A 21,173-nucleotide genomic window follows, 5' to 3' on the forward strand; every position below is an offset into this window, starting at 1 on the left:
ATTTTAGATTGGCGATCGCCTCGTGCTGTTTGCAGATTTGAGGCTTGCATATAAAACATTAATCCCCCAATTTCTTACACCAAACTCGCAATATATTACTCATTTGCTGCAATATTGCTTGCTAGTTTTACTCCCATTAATTCGTACAATTTTGCAGTTTTTCTAATCACATCTTGGGCATCAAACTCTCGCAACACTTTCTCTCTTGCGGCGGCTCCCATTGCTTGACATAGTTGTATATCTTTCAAAAGTATCTCAATAGCATTCGCCAGCACGCGAGCATTTTTAACGGGAACTAAAAAGCCATTTTCTCCATGATTGACGACATCTCGACAGCCGGGAACATCAGTTGCTACAAGTGGCTTCCCCATTGCTCCAGCTTCTATCAAAATTTTAGGAACGCCTTCTCCTCCGTGTGAAGGAAGTACGACAATAGTTGACAGGGCAATAAGGTTTTCAATTTTATCTGTATGTCCCAAAAGGTCAACTGCCCCTTCATTGCGCCAAAGTTCTAGAGTCGTCTCAGAGATCGCTGTTGGATTTCCAGGATCTGGCGCACCAGCTATTTGAAACGTCGCGCAGTATCCTTTTGTCTTCAGGATGCGGGCAGCTTGAACGAATTCAATTACTCCCTTGTCGCCTAGCAGCCTAGAAGCGAACAGGACGACTGGAGAGGGTATAGCATCTGGATGGCTGGGGCGTGGTGAGAAGCGCTTCACGTCTACGCCAGAGCTTTTTATTACTACTGTTTGGTCGGGAACTATCAGCTTTCCTTTTGCGAAAGCTTGCAGGTCATCCATATTTTGAAATACCACGCGCACCCTTTTGGCAGTCAATAGCTGCCGATACAGAAAGCGGATGACTGGTCGCAAAATTCGAGCTTTTAAATCGTTGCTGATAAAGATATAGCCCAAACCCGTTACAGCATTGACAACTGCTTTCGTCCCGCTTAGACCTGCGGCAATGGTTCCGTACAAAACGCACTTAATAGTAAAGTGATGGACGGCGGATGGCCTCTCGCGAAGGTAAATGAATGTTAGGTGAAGGATGGTCAGGAGTTCGACTAAAGGGTTGACACTGCGGCGACTTAGTTGCAATTCAATCCAACGAAACCCTTCTGCTTGCAGTCTTTCAACGTAGGCATCCCAAGGGGAAACTAAGACGACTTCGGTTCCCTGACGGCGGAGGAATCTAGCTAAAGGTAGACGGAAATTGTAGAGATACCAGCCAGTATTAGCAACAAGCAATATTTTGAGGCTATGTTTGTTTTCCACACCACTTATCTCCACCGCGGTTTACTAATTAGTTTATATTGCAGCTATTGAAATATTTAAACTCAATGCTAAAAGCGATACTAAAATCGCATAAACATAGTAATCTCCCTTCAGATAGATGCGATATTGACAAACGGGGCAATAGCTAGCAGTTTGAGGAAGCTACAGGATGGCGAACGCTCTCCAAACTTACACTAAAGGCTCCAATAATGAATAGTCTTAGGTAATGTAGCAGGGTCAAAAACCGATTTAACATCCATTAATACTCCTCCCTCGCGCAGACAAGCGAACAGTTGAGAGTGTGGTATGTCTAAATAAACTTGATGGCTGACAGCAATTATCAGTCCATCGAGGTTGGATAAAGCTTGCCAAGGTACAAGATCTATGTTGTATTCCCGCTGCGCTTCAAGGGGATCTACTAAGGGGTCATGTACCAGCGGCTCAACACCAAATTGCCGTAATTCTGCCACAATATCCGGTACTCGGCTATTACGCAAGTCTGGTACGTTTTCCTTAAATGTTAGCCCTAGAATTCCAATCCGCGACCCCTTGATGGGCAAATTAGCTTCAACTAAAAGCTTGACTAAACGCTGTGCTAAATATGTACCCATGCTGTCGTTGATGCGGCGACCAGCTAAGATGACTTGGGGATGATAGCCAAGTTCTTCTGCTTTAGTAGTTAGGTAATAAGGATCGACGCCAATGCAGTGACCGCCGACGAGTCCTGGCGTAAAGGGCAAAAAATTCCATTTTGTCCTAGCTGTTGCCAAAACATCCTCTGTGCGGATGCCCAGGCGATCGCATATTAAGGCTAACTCGTTCATTAAGGCAATGTTTAAGTCGCGCTGGGTGTTCTCAATAACTTTGGCGGCTTCGGCAATTTTAATTGAGGGGGCACGATAAACACCAGCGTCAATTATGCTGCTGTAGACTGTAGCAATTCGTTCTAGGGTTTCCGCATCTTCCCCAGCTACAACTTTGACGAGGTTTTCTAGAGTGTGAACGCGATCGCCTGGATTTATGCGTTCTGGCGAGTAACCCAATTTAAAATCAATTCCCTGTTGTAAACCTGATACTTTTGCTAAGACTGACCCACAAATATCTTCTGTTACTCCCGGATATACAGTAGATTCATATACTATTACTGCTCCTGGTTTTAAAACTTTGCCAATCGTTTCCGAAGCTTTGATTAAACACGTCAAATCTGGTCTGTGGTTGCGGTCAATTGGCGTTGGTACGGCTACTACAAAAAAATTTCTTCCGCTCAATTCCGCTGAATCAGCGGTAATGTAGAGATTGGCGGTTTTTAAGTTTTCGTTCGATATTTGACGGGATGGATCGACCCCGCCTTTGAGAGTATTGACTTTCTCTACATTGGTGTCAAAGCCAATTGTGCCTGGAAATTTTTTAGCAAATGCCAAGGCAACTGGTAGACCAACATAACCAAGACCGATAACAGCAATGCGATCGCTTAGCGGTGTGGATGCACTAGCGCCTAGCCTGTCGGATGGCATATCGCTCATCTAAATACTCCCCTTTAGCAGTATGCTTCACTTCTTCAATTCGATAGCTATGAATGCTAACTGCCTAAATAGATACTCATAAAATCCCTTCAGCAGATTTATCCCCAAGATAAATTTCAATATAGCATTATTCCTCGCTCTAAATCGACAGTAATCTATCTCTCTATGCTCGATGCTATAGTCTTTATTTATTAGGGAGTGCAAATCTGCATACTTCTCGTAAAAACAATATTTATCCACCCAATCTAGCTTTTCTTTAGCCCATTCGCTTACTGATAATCCATTTTTAAAATAGCCAAGACCGATACTTCTTAATATAACTGTGTAAATATAACGTAATTTACCCTTTGGTAGCCAGTGAACGCAAGGTATTCCAATGTGGCCTTCACGAATTACTTCTTTTGATGGAAAATGATGATACATAAAGCCATCTTGCTTCAAAACTCTTTTAAGCTTGTCAAGTACCAAGCCTTTATCTTGGATATGTTCAAAAACCTGATTAGAAATAATTACATCAAAGTAGCCATCTTCAAACGGAATATCTCCGTTTTCAGTTATTTTTCTAATAATTCCCTGCTGGAAAAGCTCTGTTTTATACAATGCTTCATATGATGCACCTTCATAAAAAACATCAACTCCATAGGCATCTATTCCCTCTTGCCTCAATAATTTAAGTATTTCCCCATTGCCACAGCCAAAATCCAGAACTTTAAGACATTTCCAGTCGGGAATTTGTTTTATGTAGTGTACGAAATACGCATGGTTAACATTTGCAGCCTCAAGCCGATCCATAGTCGTCATTTAATAGCTCTATATTGGTTTTAATAGTACAGAAAATCCCGATATGCATAGTTCTTCGTCAGTAATGTATTGAAATTCTTGAGATAGCTTCGACCTTGGGGTTGGTAAGCTAGGCCAGCGAGCTACTTTGACCACTTCGACATTAAATTTGGCTTTTTTAAATATATTTATTATTTCTGTATACTGAATTCTATTAGTATAAAATCCTGAATTAGCCATAAAACTAGATTCCCAAATATCTTCGGAAAACCTAAGATTATTCAACGCCCCGCCTAAATGGTCTCTTAAATCAACTTGATGAGAACAAGCACCATCTTTACGAATAATTCGGCGTAGTTCTTGCATGGTATCTAAGAACTCGTTTCGCTTAATATGTTCGAGGACGGCGTGCGACCAAATAAAATCTACCGAATCATCAGGAATTGATTGCAATGATACTAAACCTTGTGTTAGGTAATGTGCAGAACAGGCGTTAAGAATTTCTTCTAAGGATTGGCAACTATCTATTTTAGGCGTAAGCAATCCTTTCTCATTTAGAAATTTTGCCAGTAGTCGATAGGGTTGCATATCTTTCATAGCAAAGGCTCCATTATCAATGAGATAAGATTCGGAACCACCAAAAGCGCGACTTATTATTGCAGAAAAAAGCGAGTCTCCAGGGCCAAGTTCCAAACTAACAAAACCTTCGTCAGGTTTAACGCGATCGCAATGTTGTTTAAAGACTTCATACGCATAGCTTGGCTGCTCCATTGACCCATGTTTAAAAAGGGCAAGTTTTTTCCACAGAGCATAATCTATTGGCAATCGAGACAGCACTAGCTTTGCCGCAATTTTGCCCCACCAAGGTATGTAACTTGTTATACTCATACTTACAAAAATGTGCGGCGCTAGGCAGGCTTTTTACTTTCATCCAGCCACGCTTGAAACATTAACACATCCCAGAGATAATATTGCCAATTGCGTTGACGCAGCCCATCGGAGTCATCACCCTCAAGATGCTCTTTCCATTTCTGACGAATGGGTTGAGCATTGAAAAAGCCCTCCTGCTGCAATCGATCTGAACAAAGCAATTCCTCCGCCCAGTCTCGCAAAGAACCGCGCAACCAGCGATCGATCGGAACGCCAAAACCCATTTTAGGACGCTCGATCAAGTTACGAGGCACATATTTACACAATATTTCTCGTAACAGCCACTTACCCCCACTATTGTTGATTTTCATAGAAAGTGGCAGGCGCAGGGCAAACTCGACAAGGCGATGATCTAACAGCGGCACGCGGGCTTCTAACGCCACACCCATACTAGCCCTATCTACCTTGACAAGAATATCGTCCGGAAGATAGCTAACAGTATCGAGGTACATCATGCGTTGAATAAATGATGGCAAATGCGCCCACCTAAGAGAATCCGTCAATACTGTCGGTGGTTCGCGGCTACCTATTACCAAAACTTCTGGATTTTTCCAGTGGGAAACAAAACTCCTGTACATAGCATCAGGGTTCGGCATTGCTAAAATTTCAGCTAGCTTGTGGATTTTGTCGCCTGGGTTTGGATGCTTTAGTTGCGCTGGTAGCAGGCTATCAACATGAGAAAAAGCTTGGTTCCATTTATCAGAAGATAAGCTAGTCAATGCATCACCTGCAAACTGCCGCAAAGTGCTGGGTATCCAGCCGATTTGCTGCCAAATCTTGCTAACCAAGAAGTAGCGGTTGTAGCCACCAAAGAGTTCATCACCGCCATCGCCGGAAAGCGCAACAGTCACTTGCCCTCTGGCGAGTTGAGAGACTAGGAACGTAGGAATTTGGGATGAGTCGGAGAATGGTTCATCGTACAAAGTTGGTAGCTTGGGGATAACTGCTAGCGCTTCTTCTGGTGTCACATATAATTCTGTGTGGTCTGTGCCTAAATGTTGGGCTACAGCTTTGGCATAGGCGGCTTCGTTGTAAGAGTTTTCATAAAAACCGATAGTAAATGTTTTCACGGGTTGGCTTGAGACTCGCTGCATCATGGCTACGATAGTCGAGGAGTCGATGCCGCCTGAGAGGAAAGCGCCCAAGGGAACATCTGCCACCATTCGTAGCTTGACGGCTTCTTGCAACAACGCCTCTAGTTTTTCTGCTGCTTCCGACTCTGAACCTGCGAAAGGGTGGGTGACACCTGATTCAGCAATTTGCTTGGCAGACCAATAGGGTATTGGAGAAGAACGAGTTTCACCACCATTCCAGGTTAGGACTGTGGCGGGGGGTAATTTGTAGATTCCTTGGTAGATGGAATAGGGTGTGGGGATATAGTTGTGCCGCAGAAACAGCGCTAAGGCATCGCGGTTAATTTCAGCTTGGAAATGGGGATAAGCTTTGAGTGCTTTTAATTCGGAACCGAATAACAAAGTTTTGCCCATCCAGCCGTAATATAGGGGTTTTTCCCCTAGTCTGTCTCGGCACAAGTGCAAAACTCGTTCTTGACAGTCCCAAAGAGCAAAAGCAAACATACCGTTAAACTGCTGGACGGCTTGCTGCAAACCCCACTCTGTAAAAGCAGCCAGCATTACTTCTGTGTCGGAACTACCGCGAAACCGATGTCCTAGCCGTTCGAGTTCTCGCCGCAAGTCTAAAAAGTTATAAATTTCGCCGTTGAATACTATGATGTAGCGACCATTGGCAGACACCATCGGCTGATGTCCTTGTGGGGAGAGGTCTACAATTGCCAGCCGCCGATGACCTAGCGCAATTCCGGCTACTGCATCTACCCACGCACCGCCGTCATCTGGGCCGCGATGGAGTAGGGCATCGGACATTTTTTGCGCGATCGCCTGCATTTCCAATGCGCTTTTTTGTCTGGATGTGTCCCAAAAACCTGTAATACCACACACAATTTTATTTCTCTAAACTTCATTTATTTTTTAGTAACTATTAAAAAAATGCCAGCTATAGCTAGGTCTTGACTGTTGACATTGCGAAACTCCCCTGCGAATTTTCTCCGATGCTGTTCCACAAAAGTTATTGCTTGATGTCGCTTTTCTGCATCAATGTATTCAAATATTTGGTGGGGAATAATATCGCCGCAACTTACTAGATTCGTGACTAACAATGAATAATCAATTAAATTATTAGCCTTCATTTCTTCTAGTGCATCTCGGTAGCGATGTACTAAAACCCTGTTCGGACGACCAGAGTTGCGTACCATTAAAGGATAAATATAGCTGGGAATTTCCAGAAAAGTTAGTTCATGATGTATTGGGGCGAACATCCCATGATCGCGAAAATCAATTTTGTGAAACATCTTTCCGCCTGGTTTAAGGCAGGCTAACATCTTATGCAGAGCATATAGGGGATCGTAAAGATGTTCTAAAACAGCGCGAGATACAATAAAATTGTAGATTTCGCCATTCTCTGCCGCGCATTTACTAAAATAAACTTCTGCTGGCTGACCGATTTGCCAATTAATACCGACTAATGTTCGTTCATCCCATACATCCTGCTTTCGCAAATCATCAACTTTATATTTTTGTGCAATAGCCTCATAAATTTGCCTTTGCTGTTCAGGGTTACGACGGCTAAAGTATCGGTCTATCAAGTCTACTTGCTTGCATCCATCACGTCTCATCAACAGTGCAACGCCAGCATTATCTCCAGGCCCTATTTCAGCAGCTACTCCGTAAAATTTGTCTAAATTTCCATATACTTTATAGTCTGCAAAAACTTCTTCTATGTAACGCCTTGACTCTTGTGCGGAAAGCGGCGCATGGGTTGAGCCAGAATTTGTATCGAAGTCTCTAGCTGCAATACGAAGATTCCAGATAAGATCGTCAGCAACAAATGCAGCTGCCTTGACCAAAGGAGAATAGTTTAATAAAGCTTTTATATTTTTCCGCAGCATTGATAGATGCACTTAGCGCAAAGGTTTTAACTTAGTTTTTACGAAAGCAGGCTTTTATACAATGCTTCATAGTGTGCCACAACAGAGCCTAAAGAAAAGTATTCGATGATTCTTGCCCGTGCCTGTTTTCCTAGCATTTCTCTATCCATTGCTCCCCGGTCGATTAAATCTTTCCAAGCATGGGCTAGTGCTTGAGGATCTCGTGCCGGTACAACTCGCCCTGTATCACCAACAATCCAGGCTGAGTCTCCCACATCTGTGACGACACAAGGTACGCCGCAGGACATAGCTTCACCAATTACATTAGGAAAAGCCTCGCCATAACAAGACGACGATGAAGCTATATCCAAAGCCGCTGTCAGGCGAGGCATATCATCGCGTTCTCCTAGCAAGTGAATTTGCTCTGTAATCCCCAATGTTTCGATAACATCCTGTAGGGCTGTATTCTCTCGACTTATTGCCGTACCTGCAAGAACAAAGTGTATATCTGGGCTAGTTTGCAATAGGATTGCAGCGGCTTGCAAAAAATTAGCATGGTCTTTCTGGGGGTGATACCGTCCCATCAAACCAATGATAAATTCATTATCGGTAATCCCTAGTTCAGTTCGCAAGCTACTTCTAGCTGCTGTTGAGGGGGCAAATAAATCTGTATCAAAGCCATTAGGAATTATTTTAGTTTTGTCAGCTTTATAGCCAAGCTCTTCATGGTGGATTGCGCTAGTTTTAGAGTTATAAAGAATTTGTGCGGGATAATTAGAGAGCTTAGCTAAGAATTTAATGACAGCTATTGTACCTGCTTTTTCAGAGTAAAGTGAATTCAGAGAGTGGCGAATATTCCAGATTACAGGTACGGGTTTAGTAGCAGTAATAGTAGCTAGTTGTCCTGCTAAATTCCCGTGATACATCCAGCCTTGGATTAAGTCAGGTTTGAGTTGTCTTACCGTGCGAACTAAGCGCCAGGTAGAGGATAATGTTGGTACTCCTGGTTTCATACCAATGGTGTAAACGGGGATGCTAAGATCTGAGATGCGATCGCCCAACGTTCCTTTACACTTCAAAGAAACTACAACCGGATCAAACTGCTTTCTATCCAGGCGGGATAACACTTTGTAAAGCATCATTTCAGCCCCGCCAAGCGAAAGACCCGTGATGATAAAAACAATAGATATTTTTTGTCCTGAATTTACAGCCACATCAACCATATGGATTGATATCCAGCGGATATTTGCGAGACTTTTCTTTAAAAATTAATTGCATGAATAGAGAAATTAGCAAGTAGATAAGCAAAGGAATTTTTAAGTCTCCTATTGATATTAAAAGACCATTCCTGATAATGTTAAAAACAAAATGAGTTATAAGAATAAGTATAATAGGCGACTGGTGCAATCGCCAGAGGTAAGCAACAGCAGCAACACAAATCATTGGTAAAAAATATGATGTATAGTTCTCTAGAAAAAATGAAGATGCAGTTCCTTGACCGGGAGTTAACTTTAACCCATAAAATCTAACACTTTGGAGATAAAAATCATCGAATGATTGGAAATCGTAAAACTTTTCACTAAAAGGCAATATTTTTATAAAATATCCCAATATATCCGTATGAATTTCATTAAAGCTGGAAAATCCTGCATATGTATTTGCAGTTATAGCAGCTATCTCTGGAGGCAAAAATACAGTAGACTTTTGATAATTATTTAGAAAATAATTCACAAATCCATACTTTCCTACCCATTTATAAAATTTTATATAAGCAAAAAGATTTTTTGATACCTCGCTTAGAAACACAGCAGAAGCTATAAAAACTAAAACCTTTGCTAACGGCAACTTTTTAAATTTTTGATACTGTAGAAATCCCAATAAAAATAAAATACCCACATAGTATCTATAGCCTTGAAGTAACCCAATTATACTAATCAGCGCCATTAACAAATAAATAACGTACTTAACAAACTTAATTTTATTTAGTGAAACAAGACCATTTAGACCGCTCAGTAAAAATAAATGATAGTTAATAGTAATAAAAAAAAGATTGGGCGGTGTATTGAAAAGACCTGCAAACCTAGCAGCTTTATCTGAGAAAATGAAATCTTTAGACCCATAAAATAAAAATTCATTTGTCATGGCAATAATGCCTAATATAATAAATATATAGGATACAAGTTGCACTCTAATACTTGACATACTAGAAGGTTGCTTGTCTGAATAAGCAAAATCATCATACAAAATGATTCCTGCTAATACTAGGTTTAGAACAACCAGCAAAATGTAGTCATCTGGCGTAAATATTACCTCTACAAATTTAGTAAAATATCTGAATCTAAATGATTGAAATAAAAATCCTAAAGAATATATAAAATAAATGAAACCAAACATTAATAATAAATTATTTTTGCTTGCCAATGTTTTGTATAATACAAAAATTAGCGTTAAGAAGTATATTGTATAAATAAATATATTATCCATATAAATTTTAAAATTTAAATAAATTAGACACCCATCTTTGTACCATTTTCACTTAGAACAGCAGAATAGTTTTCAATTAGCTTTGTACAATTAAACTCAATAACAATTCTCATCCTTAGCCGGATATCTGGCGTTGAATCTGGCTTGCACAATTTTTGAAGTATTACCTGCTTTAAACCCGCCGCGATCGCTTCTGGATCTTTGGGCGGTACAACCACCCCAGTATCACCCACAATCAAGGCGGAATCTCCTACATCTGTCACAACACACGGGACACCGCACGCCATCGCTTCTCCAATCACATTCGGAAATCCCTCGGTGTAAGAAGAAGAAGCAGCAATATCTAGGCTATTATGAACCGCAGGCATATCGGTACGCGCTCCTGCCCAGATAACTTTGTTAGAGATACCTAATTCTTGAGACAAGCTATACAACTCATTAGCATAACTCTCCAGCCCGCTACCCACACAGACAAAGCGTAAATTTTCCACCTCTTGACATAGAAGCGCAGCTGCTTTGAGAAAGGTAGGATGGTCTTTCAGAGGGTCTAACCGTCCAACTAACCCAATTAAAATCGTGTCTTCGGCTATATTCAATTCTGCCCGCACCCTTGCCCTTGCTTCCTTGTCTGGTTTAAAGCGTTCTGTATCGATACCATTGGGAATGACTACCATCTTATCAGCGGGGAAACCATGCGCTAAGTGATAAGTTTGGCCCGCATAAGAATTGACAACAATTAGGTCGGCAAAACGAGAAAATAAGCACTCTAGTTTGAATATAAGACTAAATAACCAGTCATAGCGGCTTAAATCAACATTGGATGCTCTAACTCCCCATAGCATCCTAGTTGATGGGAAAAACATCTTTAGGAAGATAGTCAGTAAATTTGATGTACCCATAAATCCATGCAATACATTAGGATTTATGCGCTTTAGATGACGGACAAGACGCAACAAAAAGCCGAACACATCCCAGCGATCGCGCTTTTCTAAACAAATTAAATTTATTCCGCTATCTTGCAGGTCTTTTTCTAACGCCCCACCAGAATAAAAGTATAAAACGGTTATATTAAATTTTCTCTTGTCAAGGGCTTTTACAAGAGTGATTAATTGTCTTTCCGCCCCGCCGTAATTTAGCGAGCGAATTAGGAAGGCAATCTCAATCATTGCTTTTTAAAGACAAATTGATTGTTGCCTAAACCCCCGCCACAAGTGATAAGGTTTTCTAGCTCAAAATTCTTATCCCGATAAAACTTAAATATATCTTCTGGTTTTGCGACTTCAAAAGGGTAGCCGCCTAACCAATCAAACCAATCATAAACTCTAGACATACCCCTAGATTTTTTGTAATCGGTATAGCGAGCTATGGGATTTCGAGCTTTGAGTATATCTACAGCTAATCCACCTAAAATAAAATAAGGAATGAACACAGTAGAAACTAGAGTTTTTCCTGCTATTCCTGAGCAGTAAAGTTTCTTGATTTGGCGCCACCGATTAGATTTACTACCCTGTTCGTTGTAGATAGCAATAAACAACCTACCCCGCTCTGCAACAGGCAAAGTGACATTTTCTAGGGCTTGCCACATAGCTCCAGTATGGTGAAGCACACCCCAAGAATAAACAATATCAAACTGACCTAAAGACTTTAGGTAATCTGCGTCTAGAACTGAACCTCGTTCAATAATCCAATTATTATCATCAGGGAAATAGCGGCGTTTGAGTTCTTGTGTACAACCTACTGAATCAGGATCGTAATCAAAAGAATGAACTTTAGCTCCCAAATGACGAGCCGCAAGAGAAAATAAACCGCTACCAGAGCCAATATCAAGAAAGGTTTTACCTTCTAGATCTTCTACTTGGAGCATCTGCTTGAGCGACTTTTGTGCTTCTGCAATGCGCTCGTCATTGAGAACTGATAAAAACCGCTGCCAGTTTTTGCCAAATTGAAAGCGATCGCCCTGCTTAACTTCCCGATCAAAAGTGCTTGTCATGGCTTCTCCTTAACAACTTGATCTACCAAGTTTTCCCACATTCCCATTACTTTATCCAAGCTAAATCGCTCTGTCACCTCTGTCGCACGATTAGCTAGCCGTTGGCGCTCTACCTCATCAGACATCAAGCGTTCCATTGCTGCGGCTAACGCTTCTACATCTCCATTTGGTACTAATATACCATCCACACCATCCCGAATAATCTCCCTTGGCCCGCTAGGACAATCTGTTGAAATTACAGGTAGACCGCAAGCCATCGCTTCTATCAATACATTACCAAAACCTTCATAACGCGATGACATTACGAATAGCTCCGCCTTCTTCAAAATAGCAAATGGTTTATTAATAGAACCAAGAAAAATAACTTTATTTGTTAAACCCAATGCCGCTCTCATTTTTTCAAGGTCGAGCTGCATATTCCCTTCACCCAATATTAACAACTGCCAGTAACAGTCTTTATCAGCTACTTTATGAAATGCAGACAGCAAAATATCAAAACCTTTTTGATATGTTAATCGTCCCATCGCTACAATCCAGCTTTTATTTGGATCTGCATCTTTGGGTAAACTAAGCCAGTCTTCATCATCTTTTATTGGTGCTAACGGGTTATAAATTACTGCCCTTTTACTTTTTGGCAACCACGCGAAATAACTATCAACTCCTTGGCTCACACTCACAACCCTATCAATGTAGGGATAAGTGATGCGTCGCAATTTTTCCCAAATTACTCCGCATGATATCATACTGGGGTCGCAGTGTTCAGTAACAATAACTGGGTATCCCTTACCAGCGATCGCTACTAAGGTCATTACATTTATTCGATCCATAAAAGAGATAACTACATCAGGCTGAGTAGCTTGAATTTTTTGCCTTAATACCCATAAGCGATAAAGATTATTCCAAAAGGCATGAAGCAAAGTTGGCGAATTTTTAGCAATATCCAGCGCTAATCTAGATGCGCTTTCTGGCAGCTTATAAAAATCTCTTTCTATTCCATAAACTGTTACTACAGTAACCTCATAACCTTTTTTTAGAAAACCTTCAGCAAGCAGAACTACAACCCTCTCTGCCCCTCCACTGGCTAAAGATGAAGCTACTAATACTAATTTCATCTTTTTTGAGCAACTAAAAACACATTGCTATAAAATGACTGGGTTTTATCAACCTGGTCTAACAGCCAGCCGATTATATTTATCAAACTACAAAAAACTATCCATATAGGCATAAGCAAGCCTTTTAACAAGCGTGTCACTTTGTAGGAGTTCATGCTTAATTCAATCCAATTTAATAATAGGGTGCAGACTGTGCTACCTATACCCCCCTGTGACTTAACTTCAATCAAGTTATATTCTTTACTTAGCAAATTTTTAATTCCCCATATTGAAAATCGTCGATAGTCTTCAGGGGCACCATGTTGGTTATAAATGAAAGGAACAGTAAGTATTACTAAACCTTCCGGTTTTAAGACGCGAGTTATTTCCTCAATAGTTTTACTTAAAGTTGCAGTATGTTCTAAAACTTGGGTACACAATACAATATCAATAGAACAACTATCTATAGGCCATGTTTCATCATTTACTATTAACATATCAGCTTTAGATTCTGGATATATATCAATACCAATATATTTAACTTCATCTAAATTAAGCCAATTTTTATAAGGCTGTTGCCCGCAGCCAACATCAAGCAATACGCCTTTAACAGTTGGTAAAATTTGTCTTAAATCCGCATATATGTCTTTTGTTGACAACCATTGAAAGTGCCAAAAATACAAATGCGGATGGACTCCACACAACTTCTTGTATATATTAGAATAAAAATCGCCAAGTGCGCTCATATAGATTTAATTTGTGGTAAACAAATAATATTCTGAAATTTGTCTAGCTCATCAGGTATTATAGAGCGAGTTATACCATTACGAATAATTAAGTCAAAGCGATAGCCAATTTCACTGAGATAATCTAGTAAAGCTCTCGGAGGATAGCCAGCAGCTTGACAGGTTTCTTCATTCACTTCAATTAGGATAATTGGTCTAAAACGTGTGATAGTTTCTTTTGCGCCTCTTAGGGCTGCTAGTTCTGCACCTTCAATGTCTAACTTAATAACATCTACTTTGGGTATTTGATGTGATTTAATAAAATCATCTAAGCAAATAATTTTTATAGTTTCAAAAGCCCTGGAGCAAGACTTAGTTATATATATACTGTGTAAACCTTCATTTTTAGTTCCATCTTCAAAACGTTCATCTCTGCTATAAATAGTAATGTGTGTATCACTGTCGCCTAGCCCTTGATTAATCAAAGTAACATTATTAAAGCCATTTTGTTTAACATTACGTTCCAGTTTTTCAAAAAAAATTGATACAGGTTCAAAAGCAATTACGTGTCCTTCGGTTAGGCGCTTTGCAGCAAACACAGTAAATTCGCCATGATTAGCACCAACATCGAGAAAAATCATGTCGGGGTTAAGTATACGATCCAGTAAATTTAGCTGATCTCCTGAGTAAAAACCTTTCCAAAAAATTTGGCTCCCCATGTGTTCGTCTAACGCACAGTAAAATGCAAGACTATTATCAAAGTCATCAACTAAAATGTTTTTTTGATAGTGAGAATAATATTTTCTAATACCTTCGGCAATACGAGCAAGCCCGCGATACTTATATGCTATTTTTGTTATTTTTCTCAATTGCAGGAGCAAGTAATTCATTTTATTTATTTTGCCAATTATGGTGCAGGAATAAACTTAATAATAAAAGGGAGAGAATGTAAACGCAAGTTGTAGATAAAGCAATCCCTGGGAGGCCGAACCATTGAACAAACAGATAATTTAGTATGATGTTAGTCAAAAGATTAAACCCAGCAGCCCAAGACAAAATATAGCTTTTCCGCAGCGATAGAATTAAATGTGCAATTAGAACTCCCGCTACATAAAAAGGTATCTGGCAAGCATAAAAAGCTTGTATGCGAGCTACAACAGGGACACTTTCGATTGTAAAAGATCCCCTTTGTAAAAGTACTTGAATAATAGTTTCCGAATAAAAGACAAAAAATAATGTTAATGGTATTGTTACCGCAAATACTAAAAATATATAGCGCTTCAATGTATCGCGCACTCCCGCCCAATCGTCACAAGCAACCATTTTGGCGAAATAGGGAATTATAGCAGTAGCTAATGCTGTACTGGTTAGACCTAATGGAAAAGCAATTACTTTGCTACCGTAGTTCAGTGCTGCTACGCTTCCTGGCGACAACATCGCCGCCATTGATTGATCTACCAAAGTAGTGCTGCTCATAAAAAAAGCCCCAGCAATCATTGGGGCATATTGACCGGATACTTGACGCAGGCGCTCGTCAAACCCATACCACTTTGGAAGCAGTGAAATTTTTTGTCGCTTCAGGGCTATTCCCAAAAGTGTCATCTCTAATAAGGCACCGCAGACTAACCCAGTTGCTAATGCAAAGATACCCCAAGATCGGCACGTCAGTAAAAGTATTGCACTACAGGTGGGAGTGATAATCGGCGTGAGAGCGGCTAATGCAAACCGCTCTCCCGCATTCAGTACTGCACCCCAGATAACTTGAATTCCGCTCACCATCAGAACAGGGGCAATTATCCAGAGTAAGCGATAAGTTAAATCTAACTTTTCTGGGCTGAATCCTCTAGCAATTAATGGTAGGTAAAACGGAGCAGTTACTACCATTAAAAAAGTGGCGATCGCCAGCAAACCCAAACTCCAAACCATTACCCCAGAAAACAACCTTTGAGCCGCTTCTTTTCCTTCTTGTTCCCGCACCCTAATATATGTTGGGATCATAGCTGCATTAAAAGATCCAGCTACTACATTGATCAAAAAAGAAGGAACTAGCAAAGCAATTAAAAAAGCATCTATGTCGTCCCCAGTTCCAAACCTCCAAGCTACAATAAATTCCTTCCCAAAACTTGCCATTTTAACTACAGCCGTCCACAGCCCCACTGTAACCGCTGCACCAAAAATTTTGCGGTTGATTGAGCCGTTTGTTAGCTGCTTCCACAGACTAACTAACTTATGTAGTTGCCAACTTTTCATGCTTCTTTTCAGCAACTTTAGTTACTGCAAATTCACTGACCACCACCTGCTCCTAAACCTGCATTAACCAACGCACCGAGCGCCGATTGAATTGCCGATAATTCCTCTGGAGGATTTCTCAGAAACAGCCCGTCACTACTGTCTATCAGCGCATTATAAGCTGCAACCGCTGCTGCTAACTTAGCCGGGTTAACCCTACCACCAGCAGTCAGTCCTCGCAAGCTAGAGGACAGGGTGCGGGCTGTAGTTGCACTAGGCCCGCCAGTCGCATTAATCAAACCAGTCTCTAGCTGACTAGCACTAACATCAACATTGCCAGTAGCTGTCAGCAAGCTTGCTAAAGGCTGCCCCAACTGCGAGTTAAGCGAGAGGGCTGCTTGATTCACAGCAACCTCAACACTAGAGTTTCTGAATGCTAAATAGGTTCTTCTCCCTGCTCCAGGCGCGAAGGCTCCACCAGCAATGTCGCTTGTTGTAACGATCGGCCCCGTGATATCTGACAGGTTAGTAATTATGTTGCCCGTGATATCTGACTGGATGGCTGCTTGAGCTTGAGCCTTGGGTGCTATTGCTATAACTAATAGACAAGAACCTAAGACCAAACCAGAAGTAAGACGAAAAGGAAGATGCTTAATGTTCATAACTTTAGATTCCCCACATACTGTTTAGAAAGAAACGCCATATCCTACCCCCAGGATAAACCGCGCACCATCACCAGCATTGCCAGTAACATCAGCAACACCAGGAGTAATAACAAGGGGTATGTTCGGGAAAGGCAGGATAGAAACGCCAAGGTTCAAATCTTGACCAGTCCAGTCGGCAATTAAGGATATCGGTTCAGCAACTCTTGCACCCACGCTACCAAAGACATTCACTGAATCTCTGCCTCTAAAAACGTCCGCTTCTGAACGAAAACGACCGCCACCAACGCCAACAGAAGCAGTTATAGAGGGTGAAAATTCTGCTGTCTCATCTGAAACGAGTGGGAAAACTTTGCTGATGACACCATAAACGCTGCTATATTCCGGGTCAGGATGACCCCAAGTATCAAAATTCTCTACTCCAACCGCTACGCCTATGTCACTTGGTAACAAACGGTGAACTTTGAAGCTAACGCCGCCATTCTTGCCAAAACCTGTGCGGAAGGTGGAGTAAGAAGTAACTGTTGCCTCGAAACCAAGGGCTTTCCTTGCATCGCCTACACCCAAACCAGCGGCTACAGCGCCATCCGACTTACCTGTATAGCGGGTTCTGCCTTGATAAGTGCCTCCCACATAGATGGCATTGCGATCCGCTCCGAAGCCTGTAGGGGTGCTAAGACTGGATGCACCGCCAACTATGCGCCTCACCCGCTGTACTACTGGCGGCGATGGCAGTCGCAACCGCTGTCGCACAGATTCAATGGGTTCGGGCGCCGGACTTGGTTGTTGGGCGACTGGCGGTTGATAGCCAACAATATATTGGGCTGCTATGTCATTTGCATTTAGCGCTGGTGCCGTACCTGCTTTTACCAAAGCCTGATATATAAACGCTGCCAGATCAGCCCTGGTAGCTATTCGGTTGGGACTTAATAAATTTACGCTGGGATAGTTGACAACAATCTGATTTTCCGCAGCCGCCGCAATTTGATTGAGGGCGTAGCCAGGAATTTCGTTGGCATCCTGAAAGAAGTTGTTGAGATTTGCTGCTGTTGTAGATGTTGGGTTTAGGTTGAGTCCAGTAACTAAAGAAACCAATACTTGAACGCGGGGGATGTTTTGGTTAGGGCTAAAGATTCTATTGGGATATCCCTCTAAAAATCCTGTTTGATAAGCTTCTTGAATTGCTGTGTAACCCCAGTAATTGGCAGGCACGTCGGCAAACTGGACTGCCTCGCGAATGGGAGCTTTTCTGAAAGCCTTGCGAATCATTGCCGCAAACTGCGATCGCGTTACTGGTTCATCAGGGCGAAAGGTGCCATCAGGAAAACCTTTAATAATATCTCCGGCTGCTAGCGCCTCGATAAAAGTCCGCGCCCAGTTTCCCTGTATGTCCCGGAAGGTTGTGCCTTGAGCCACTTGGATTGGCGGCTTAATATTTTTCTGTTGCGCGACGTTTCGTGTCGGTTTAGCTGTACTGACAGCTTTGGCAGATTTTTGGGTTGTTGTAGGTGCAGTAGATGGCTTTTGCGTACAGGATGCTTTTAAACACAAATGTTCAGCCCCCAACAGGTTTGACAGCATTGATTTACCAACTGAGCCGCTTCCCTTCATAGGTGCTGTTGTTTTTGCATTAGATGTGGTCGTACTAGCTACACCCAATCCTGCGCTATTGACTGCGGCAAAGCCCGCGATCGCGCTAATTAACATCACTTTACTAAGGCAAATTTTTCGCTTTGATTGATAGAAACGACCCCTAAATTTCCCTGGCATCATAAATTTCTCACTCCTCCACTCTCGCCCAGTTTAACGGACACCTATAAATTACATCGAATCTACTCTGCGGCGATCGCTCTTATATAAAATCCACTTTTAACGTTGCGGCAAAATATGCCTAATTTTATATGGACTAGATTGAACAATTGTGCAATAGTGCTAATCTTAGCGGAACAAGAATTTGTAACATATTCAATCGTTTCTATATGAAAGGTGCCAGTTTTTCCAGACGCCTAACTCGACCCGTTGCGGGTTTCACTTTGCTGGCATACGTGGCTCTTGCACACCCAGCGCCCCTTTTAGCGCAAAGGCGTGTGCCTGCTGCTGCGCCAAGATCCTCAGAAGCAGCATATACGTTAGGAGGGGGCGATCGCATCCGTCTGGATATATTTAACGTTCCTGAATACGCTGGCGAATATCAAGTCCTAGTCGATGGCACTCTCAACCTGCCCGTTATCGGCAGCGTCATAGTCCGGGGAATGACAATCGCACAAGCGACAAGGATGATTTCTGCCAAATACGCTCCCTACGTCAGACGCCCCATTGTCACCCTGAGTCTGGTAGCTGCTCGTCCGCTAAAAATCGGCGTCTCTGGCGAAGTAAATCGCCCCGGCTCTTACAGCATCCCCCTAGCTGAAGGCAGGCAATTTCCTTCAGTAACTCAGGCTGTTACCCTAGCTGGGGGAACCACTCAATCGGCAAACGTCCGCGCCGTGCAGATCCGTCGCAGGCAATCCAACGGTCGCCAGCAAACTATTAATGTAAATCTCTCGCAGTTGCTACAAACTGGCAGTCTCGCTCCAGACATCACTTTGCGGGATGGAGACACAGTTTTTATTCCCACGCTAACAGCTATAAATCCAGCGCGATCGCGCGAACTGGCAACGGCTAGCTTTGCCGGACAGCCAACCGCGCCCCTTAAAATTGCCGTTGTGGGTGAAGTTTCTCGTCCCGGCCCCTACACTGTAGCGCCGGATACCAGCACCCCCGAAAGACCTGCCAAGGCACCAACCTTGACGCGGGCAATTCAAGTCGCAGGCGGTATCACGCCTAGCGCTGATATTCGCAACGTCCAGATCCGGCGTCCCAGCAAATCTGGTAGGTTGCAAGCGATCGCTGTCAACTTGTCCCAACTCCTGCGAGCAGGGGACCTTACTCAAGACATCACTTTGCAGGATGGAGACACGGTTTTTATTCCCACAGCTAGGAACATCAGCCCTGCTGAGTCTAACGAACTGGCATCCGCTAGCTTTGCCGCCGATAGAACCCAGCCGCTTAACTTAATCGTGGTGGGTGAAGTGTCGCGTCCCGGCCCATACACATTAGCGCCAGATAATAACGGCAACGGGGATAAACCGACCAAGCCACCAACCTTAACGCGGGCGATTCAAGTAGCGGGAGGGATTACCCCTAGTGCCGATATTCGCAACGTCCAGATCCGCCGCGCTACAAGATCCGGCGCAGTTCGGTCTATGAGCGTCAACCTGTCGCAACTCTTGCGGGCAGGCGATCGCACTCAAGACGTGCTGTTGCAAGATGGAGACACGATTTTTATTCCCACAGCTAATAGCATCAGCCCCGCTGAGTCCAACGAGCTGGCATCTGCTAGCTTTGCCGCCGAGAGGAGCGGGCCGCTTAAAATTGCTGTTGTGGGTGAAGTATCTCGGCCAGGGCCGCATACAGTAGCACCAGAAAGCACCAGTCCGGATAAACCAACTAAGCCACCAACGTTGACACGAGCGATTCAAGTAGCAGGCGGAATTACACCTAGCGCAGATATTCGCAACATCCAGATCCGCCGCCCTACCAGAAATGGCTCGACCCAAGCGATCGCTGTTAACCTGTGGCAACTTTTGCGTCAAGGCGATATCACTCAAGACCTTATTTTGCAGGATGGAGACACTGTTTTTATTCCTACAGCGCAAAATATCAGTTCGTCTGAGGCTCGTCAACTGGCAGCACTCAGCTTTGCCGCAGATAAAACCCAGCCGCTTAGTATTGCCGTAGTGGGTGAAGTGTCCCGTCCGGGGCCGTACACAGTAGCAGCAGCAGACAATCCCAACACACCAGATCAAGGTGGTAAGGCGCCAACATTGACGCGGGCAATTCAACTTGCAGGGGGCATTACAGCAAATGCAGATATTCGTCAGATACAAGTGCGTAGAGCCACCAGAAATGGAGACGAAAAAGCGATCGCTGTTAATTTGTGGCAGCTATTGCAAGAAGGCGACTTAACTCAAGATATTATCTTGCAGGAGGGAGATACGATTTCGGTACCAACGGCAACAAATCTCAACGCCGCCGAGGCAACACAACTGGCTACCTCTAGCTTTTCTCCCGATAAAATTAGAGTGAATGTGGTAGGCGAAGTACAAAAACCGGGGACAGTCGAAGTGCCACCCAACACTCCTTTAAATCAAGCGCTGCTAGCATCTGGCAGCTTTAACAATCGCGCCCGCCGGAGGTCGGTTGACCTGATTCGTCTCAACCCCAACGGTACAGTTTCCAAACGCCCGGTGCAGGTTGATTTTACTCAAGGAATTAATGAAAAGAACAATCCCACCCTACGCAATAACGACGTTATAGTTGTAGGTCGCTCAAATATCGCCACCATATCGGACACTGTAGGTACGGTGCTTAGTCCTGTGGGGGGGATTTTCTCGTTGTTCAACTTCTTTAGAATCTTTAATTAGAAACTGGCCATACTAAGTGTATAGAGCCTCGGTAGATTCGAGCCAAACAGACAAGCGCGATCGCCAGCTATCATG

The 21,173-nt window shown here is 42.9% G+C and carries 17 protein-coding genes; 1 reads left to right on the plus strand and 16 read right to left on the minus strand.

Annotated elements, in window-relative coordinates; all coding sequences use genetic code 11:
- Positions 1-95 precede the first annotated feature (95 nt).
- From H6F77_RS04670 to H6F77_RS04745, 16 genes are all read right to left on the minus strand, one after another.
- Entirely contained in the window at positions 96-1,274 is a 1,179-nt protein-coding gene (locus H6F77_RS04670) for a glycosyltransferase family 4 protein (RefSeq protein WP_190485864.1), read from the minus strand.
- Positions 1,275-1,468: 194 nt separating this feature from the next.
- Positions 1,469-2,797, minus strand: coding sequence for a nucleotide sugar dehydrogenase (locus H6F77_RS04675; protein WP_242021907.1), 1,329 nt, complete (start codon positions 2,795-2,797; stop codon positions 1,469-1,471).
- 27 nt (positions 2,798-2,824) lie between these two features.
- A complete protein-coding gene (locus H6F77_RS04680) occupies positions 2,825-3,598 on the minus strand; it encodes a class I SAM-dependent methyltransferase (RefSeq protein ID WP_190485867.1) in 774 nt (257 codons plus the stop codon).
- 9 nt (positions 3,599-3,607) lie between these two features.
- Positions 3,608-4,414 carry a methyltransferase domain-containing protein gene (locus H6F77_RS04685; protein WP_309228802.1) on the minus strand — a complete coding sequence of 269 codons (807 nt, stop codon included), beginning with the start codon at positions 4,412-4,414 and terminating at the stop codon, positions 3,608-3,610.
- 71 nt (positions 4,415-4,485) lie between these two features.
- Entirely contained in the window at positions 4,486-6,465 is a 1,980-nt protein-coding gene (gene asnB / locus H6F77_RS04690) for an asparagine synthase (glutamine-hydrolyzing) (protein WP_190485871.1), read from the minus strand.
- 23 nt (positions 6,466-6,488) lie between these two features.
- A complete protein-coding gene (locus H6F77_RS04695) occupies positions 6,489-7,472 on the minus strand; it encodes a methyltransferase domain-containing protein (RefSeq protein WP_190485873.1) in 984 nt (327 codons plus the stop codon).
- Between the two features lie 38 nt (positions 7,473-7,510).
- Positions 7,511-8,674, minus strand: a complete 1,164-nt coding sequence (locus tag H6F77_RS04700) for a glycosyltransferase family 4 protein (protein ID WP_190485875.1) — start codon at positions 8,672-8,674, stop codon at positions 7,511-7,513.
- Positions 8,667-9,872, minus strand: a complete 1,206-nt coding sequence (locus H6F77_RS04705) for a hypothetical protein (protein WP_190485877.1) — start codon at positions 9,870-9,872, stop codon at positions 8,667-8,669. The genes H6F77_RS04700 and H6F77_RS04705 overlap by 8 nt, the downstream gene beginning before the upstream one ends.
- A gap of 86 nt (positions 9,873-9,958) precedes the next feature.
- Entirely contained in the window at positions 9,959-11,101 is a 1,143-nt protein-coding gene (locus H6F77_RS04710; RefSeq protein ID WP_190485879.1) for a glycosyltransferase, read from the minus strand.
- Positions 11,098-11,925 carry a class I SAM-dependent methyltransferase gene (locus H6F77_RS04715; RefSeq protein WP_190485881.1) on the minus strand — a complete coding sequence of 276 codons (828 nt, stop codon included), beginning with the start codon at positions 11,923-11,925 and terminating at the stop codon, positions 11,098-11,100. The genes H6F77_RS04710 and H6F77_RS04715 overlap by 4 nt, the downstream gene beginning before the upstream one ends.
- Positions 11,922-13,037, minus strand: coding sequence for a glycosyltransferase family 4 protein (locus H6F77_RS04720; protein ID WP_190485883.1), 1,116 nt, complete (start codon positions 13,035-13,037; stop codon positions 11,922-11,924). Before H6F77_RS04720 ends, H6F77_RS04715 begins: the two co-directional genes overlap by 4 nt.
- Entirely contained in the window at positions 13,034-13,762 is a 729-nt protein-coding gene (locus tag H6F77_RS04725; RefSeq protein WP_190485885.1) for a methyltransferase domain-containing protein, read from the minus strand. The genes H6F77_RS04720 and H6F77_RS04725 overlap by 4 nt, the downstream gene beginning before the upstream one ends.
- Entirely contained in the window at positions 13,759-14,631 is an 873-nt protein-coding gene (locus H6F77_RS04730) for an FkbM family methyltransferase (RefSeq protein ID WP_190485887.1), read from the minus strand. Before H6F77_RS04730 ends, H6F77_RS04725 begins: the two co-directional genes overlap by 4 nt.
- A gap of 1 nt (position 14,632) precedes the next feature.
- Complete coding sequence (murJ, locus tag H6F77_RS04735; protein ID WP_190485888.1) at positions 14,633-15,991, minus strand: murein biosynthesis integral membrane protein MurJ; 1,359 nt, start codon at positions 15,989-15,991, stop codon at positions 14,633-14,635.
- Between the two features lie 32 nt (positions 15,992-16,023).
- Positions 16,024-16,632 (minus strand): hypothetical protein, encoded by a 609-nt coding sequence (locus H6F77_RS04740; protein WP_190485890.1) that lies wholly within the window; start codon positions 16,630-16,632, stop codon positions 16,024-16,026.
- Positions 16,633-16,656: 24 nt separating this feature from the next.
- Positions 16,657-18,405, minus strand: coding sequence for an S-layer homology domain-containing protein (locus H6F77_RS04745; protein ID WP_242021909.1), 1,749 nt, complete (start codon positions 18,403-18,405; stop codon positions 16,657-16,659).
- A 206-nt stretch (positions 18,406-18,611) separates the two neighbouring features.
- On the opposite strand from H6F77_RS04745, the gene H6F77_RS04750 reads away from it, so the two are divergent.
- Positions 18,612-21,098, plus strand: a complete 2,487-nt coding sequence (locus H6F77_RS04750; protein ID WP_190485892.1) for an SLBB domain-containing protein — start codon at positions 18,612-18,614, stop codon at positions 21,096-21,098.
- Positions 21,099-21,173: the final 75 nt, after the last annotated feature.

Origin of the sequence: Microcoleus sp. FACHB-831 (assembly GCF_014695585.1) — a bacterium.
GTDB lineage: Bacteria > Cyanobacteriota > Cyanobacteriia > Cyanobacteriales > FACHB-T130 > FACHB-831.

Excerpts from the sequence above, each read along its gene's own strand:
- H6F77_RS04675 (WP_242021907.1), bottom strand. The coding sequence starts at position 2,797 with ATGAGCGATATGCCATCCGACAGGCTAGGCGCTAGTGCATCCACACCG.
- H6F77_RS04680 (WP_190485867.1), bottom strand. The coding sequence starts at position 3,598 with ATGACGACTATGGATCGGCTTGAGGCTGCAAATGTTAACCATGCGTAT.
- H6F77_RS04695 (WP_190485873.1), bottom strand. The coding sequence starts at position 7,472 with ATGCTGCGGAAAAATATAAAAGCTTTATTAAACTATTCTCCTTTGGTC.
- H6F77_RS04700 (WP_190485875.1), bottom strand. The coding sequence starts at position 8,674 with ATGGTTGATGTGGCTGTAAATTCAGGACAAAAAATATCTATTGTTTTT.
- H6F77_RS04710 (WP_190485879.1), bottom strand. The coding sequence starts at position 11,101 with ATGATTGAGATTGCCTTCCTAATTCGCTCGCTAAATTACGGCGGGGCG.
- H6F77_RS04715 (WP_190485881.1), bottom strand. The coding sequence starts at position 11,925 with ATGACAAGCACTTTTGATCGGGAAGTTAAGCAGGGCGATCGCTTTCAA.
- H6F77_RS04720 (WP_190485883.1), bottom strand. The coding sequence starts at position 13,037 with ATGAAATTAGTATTAGTAGCTTCATCTTTAGCCAGTGGAGGGGCAGAG.
- H6F77_RS04725 (WP_190485885.1), bottom strand. The coding sequence starts at position 13,762 with ATGAGCGCACTTGGCGATTTTTATTCTAATATATACAAGAAGTTGTGT.
- H6F77_RS04730 (WP_190485887.1), bottom strand. The coding sequence starts at position 14,631 with ATGAATTACTTGCTCCTGCAATTGAGAAAAATAACAAAAATAGCATAT.
- murJ (WP_190485888.1), bottom strand. The coding sequence starts at position 15,991 with ATGAAAAGTTGGCAACTACATAAGTTAGTTAGTCTGTGGAAGCAGCTA.
- H6F77_RS04740 (WP_190485890.1), bottom strand. The coding sequence starts at position 16,632 with ATGAACATTAAGCATCTTCCTTTTCGTCTTACTTCTGGTTTGGTCTTA.
- H6F77_RS04745 (WP_242021909.1), bottom strand. The coding sequence starts at position 18,405 with ATGATGCCAGGGAAATTTAGGGGTCGTTTCTATCAATCAAAGCGAAAA.
- H6F77_RS04750 (WP_190485892.1), top strand. The coding sequence starts at position 18,612 with ATGAAAGGTGCCAGTTTTTCCAGACGCCTAACTCGACCCGTTGCGGGT.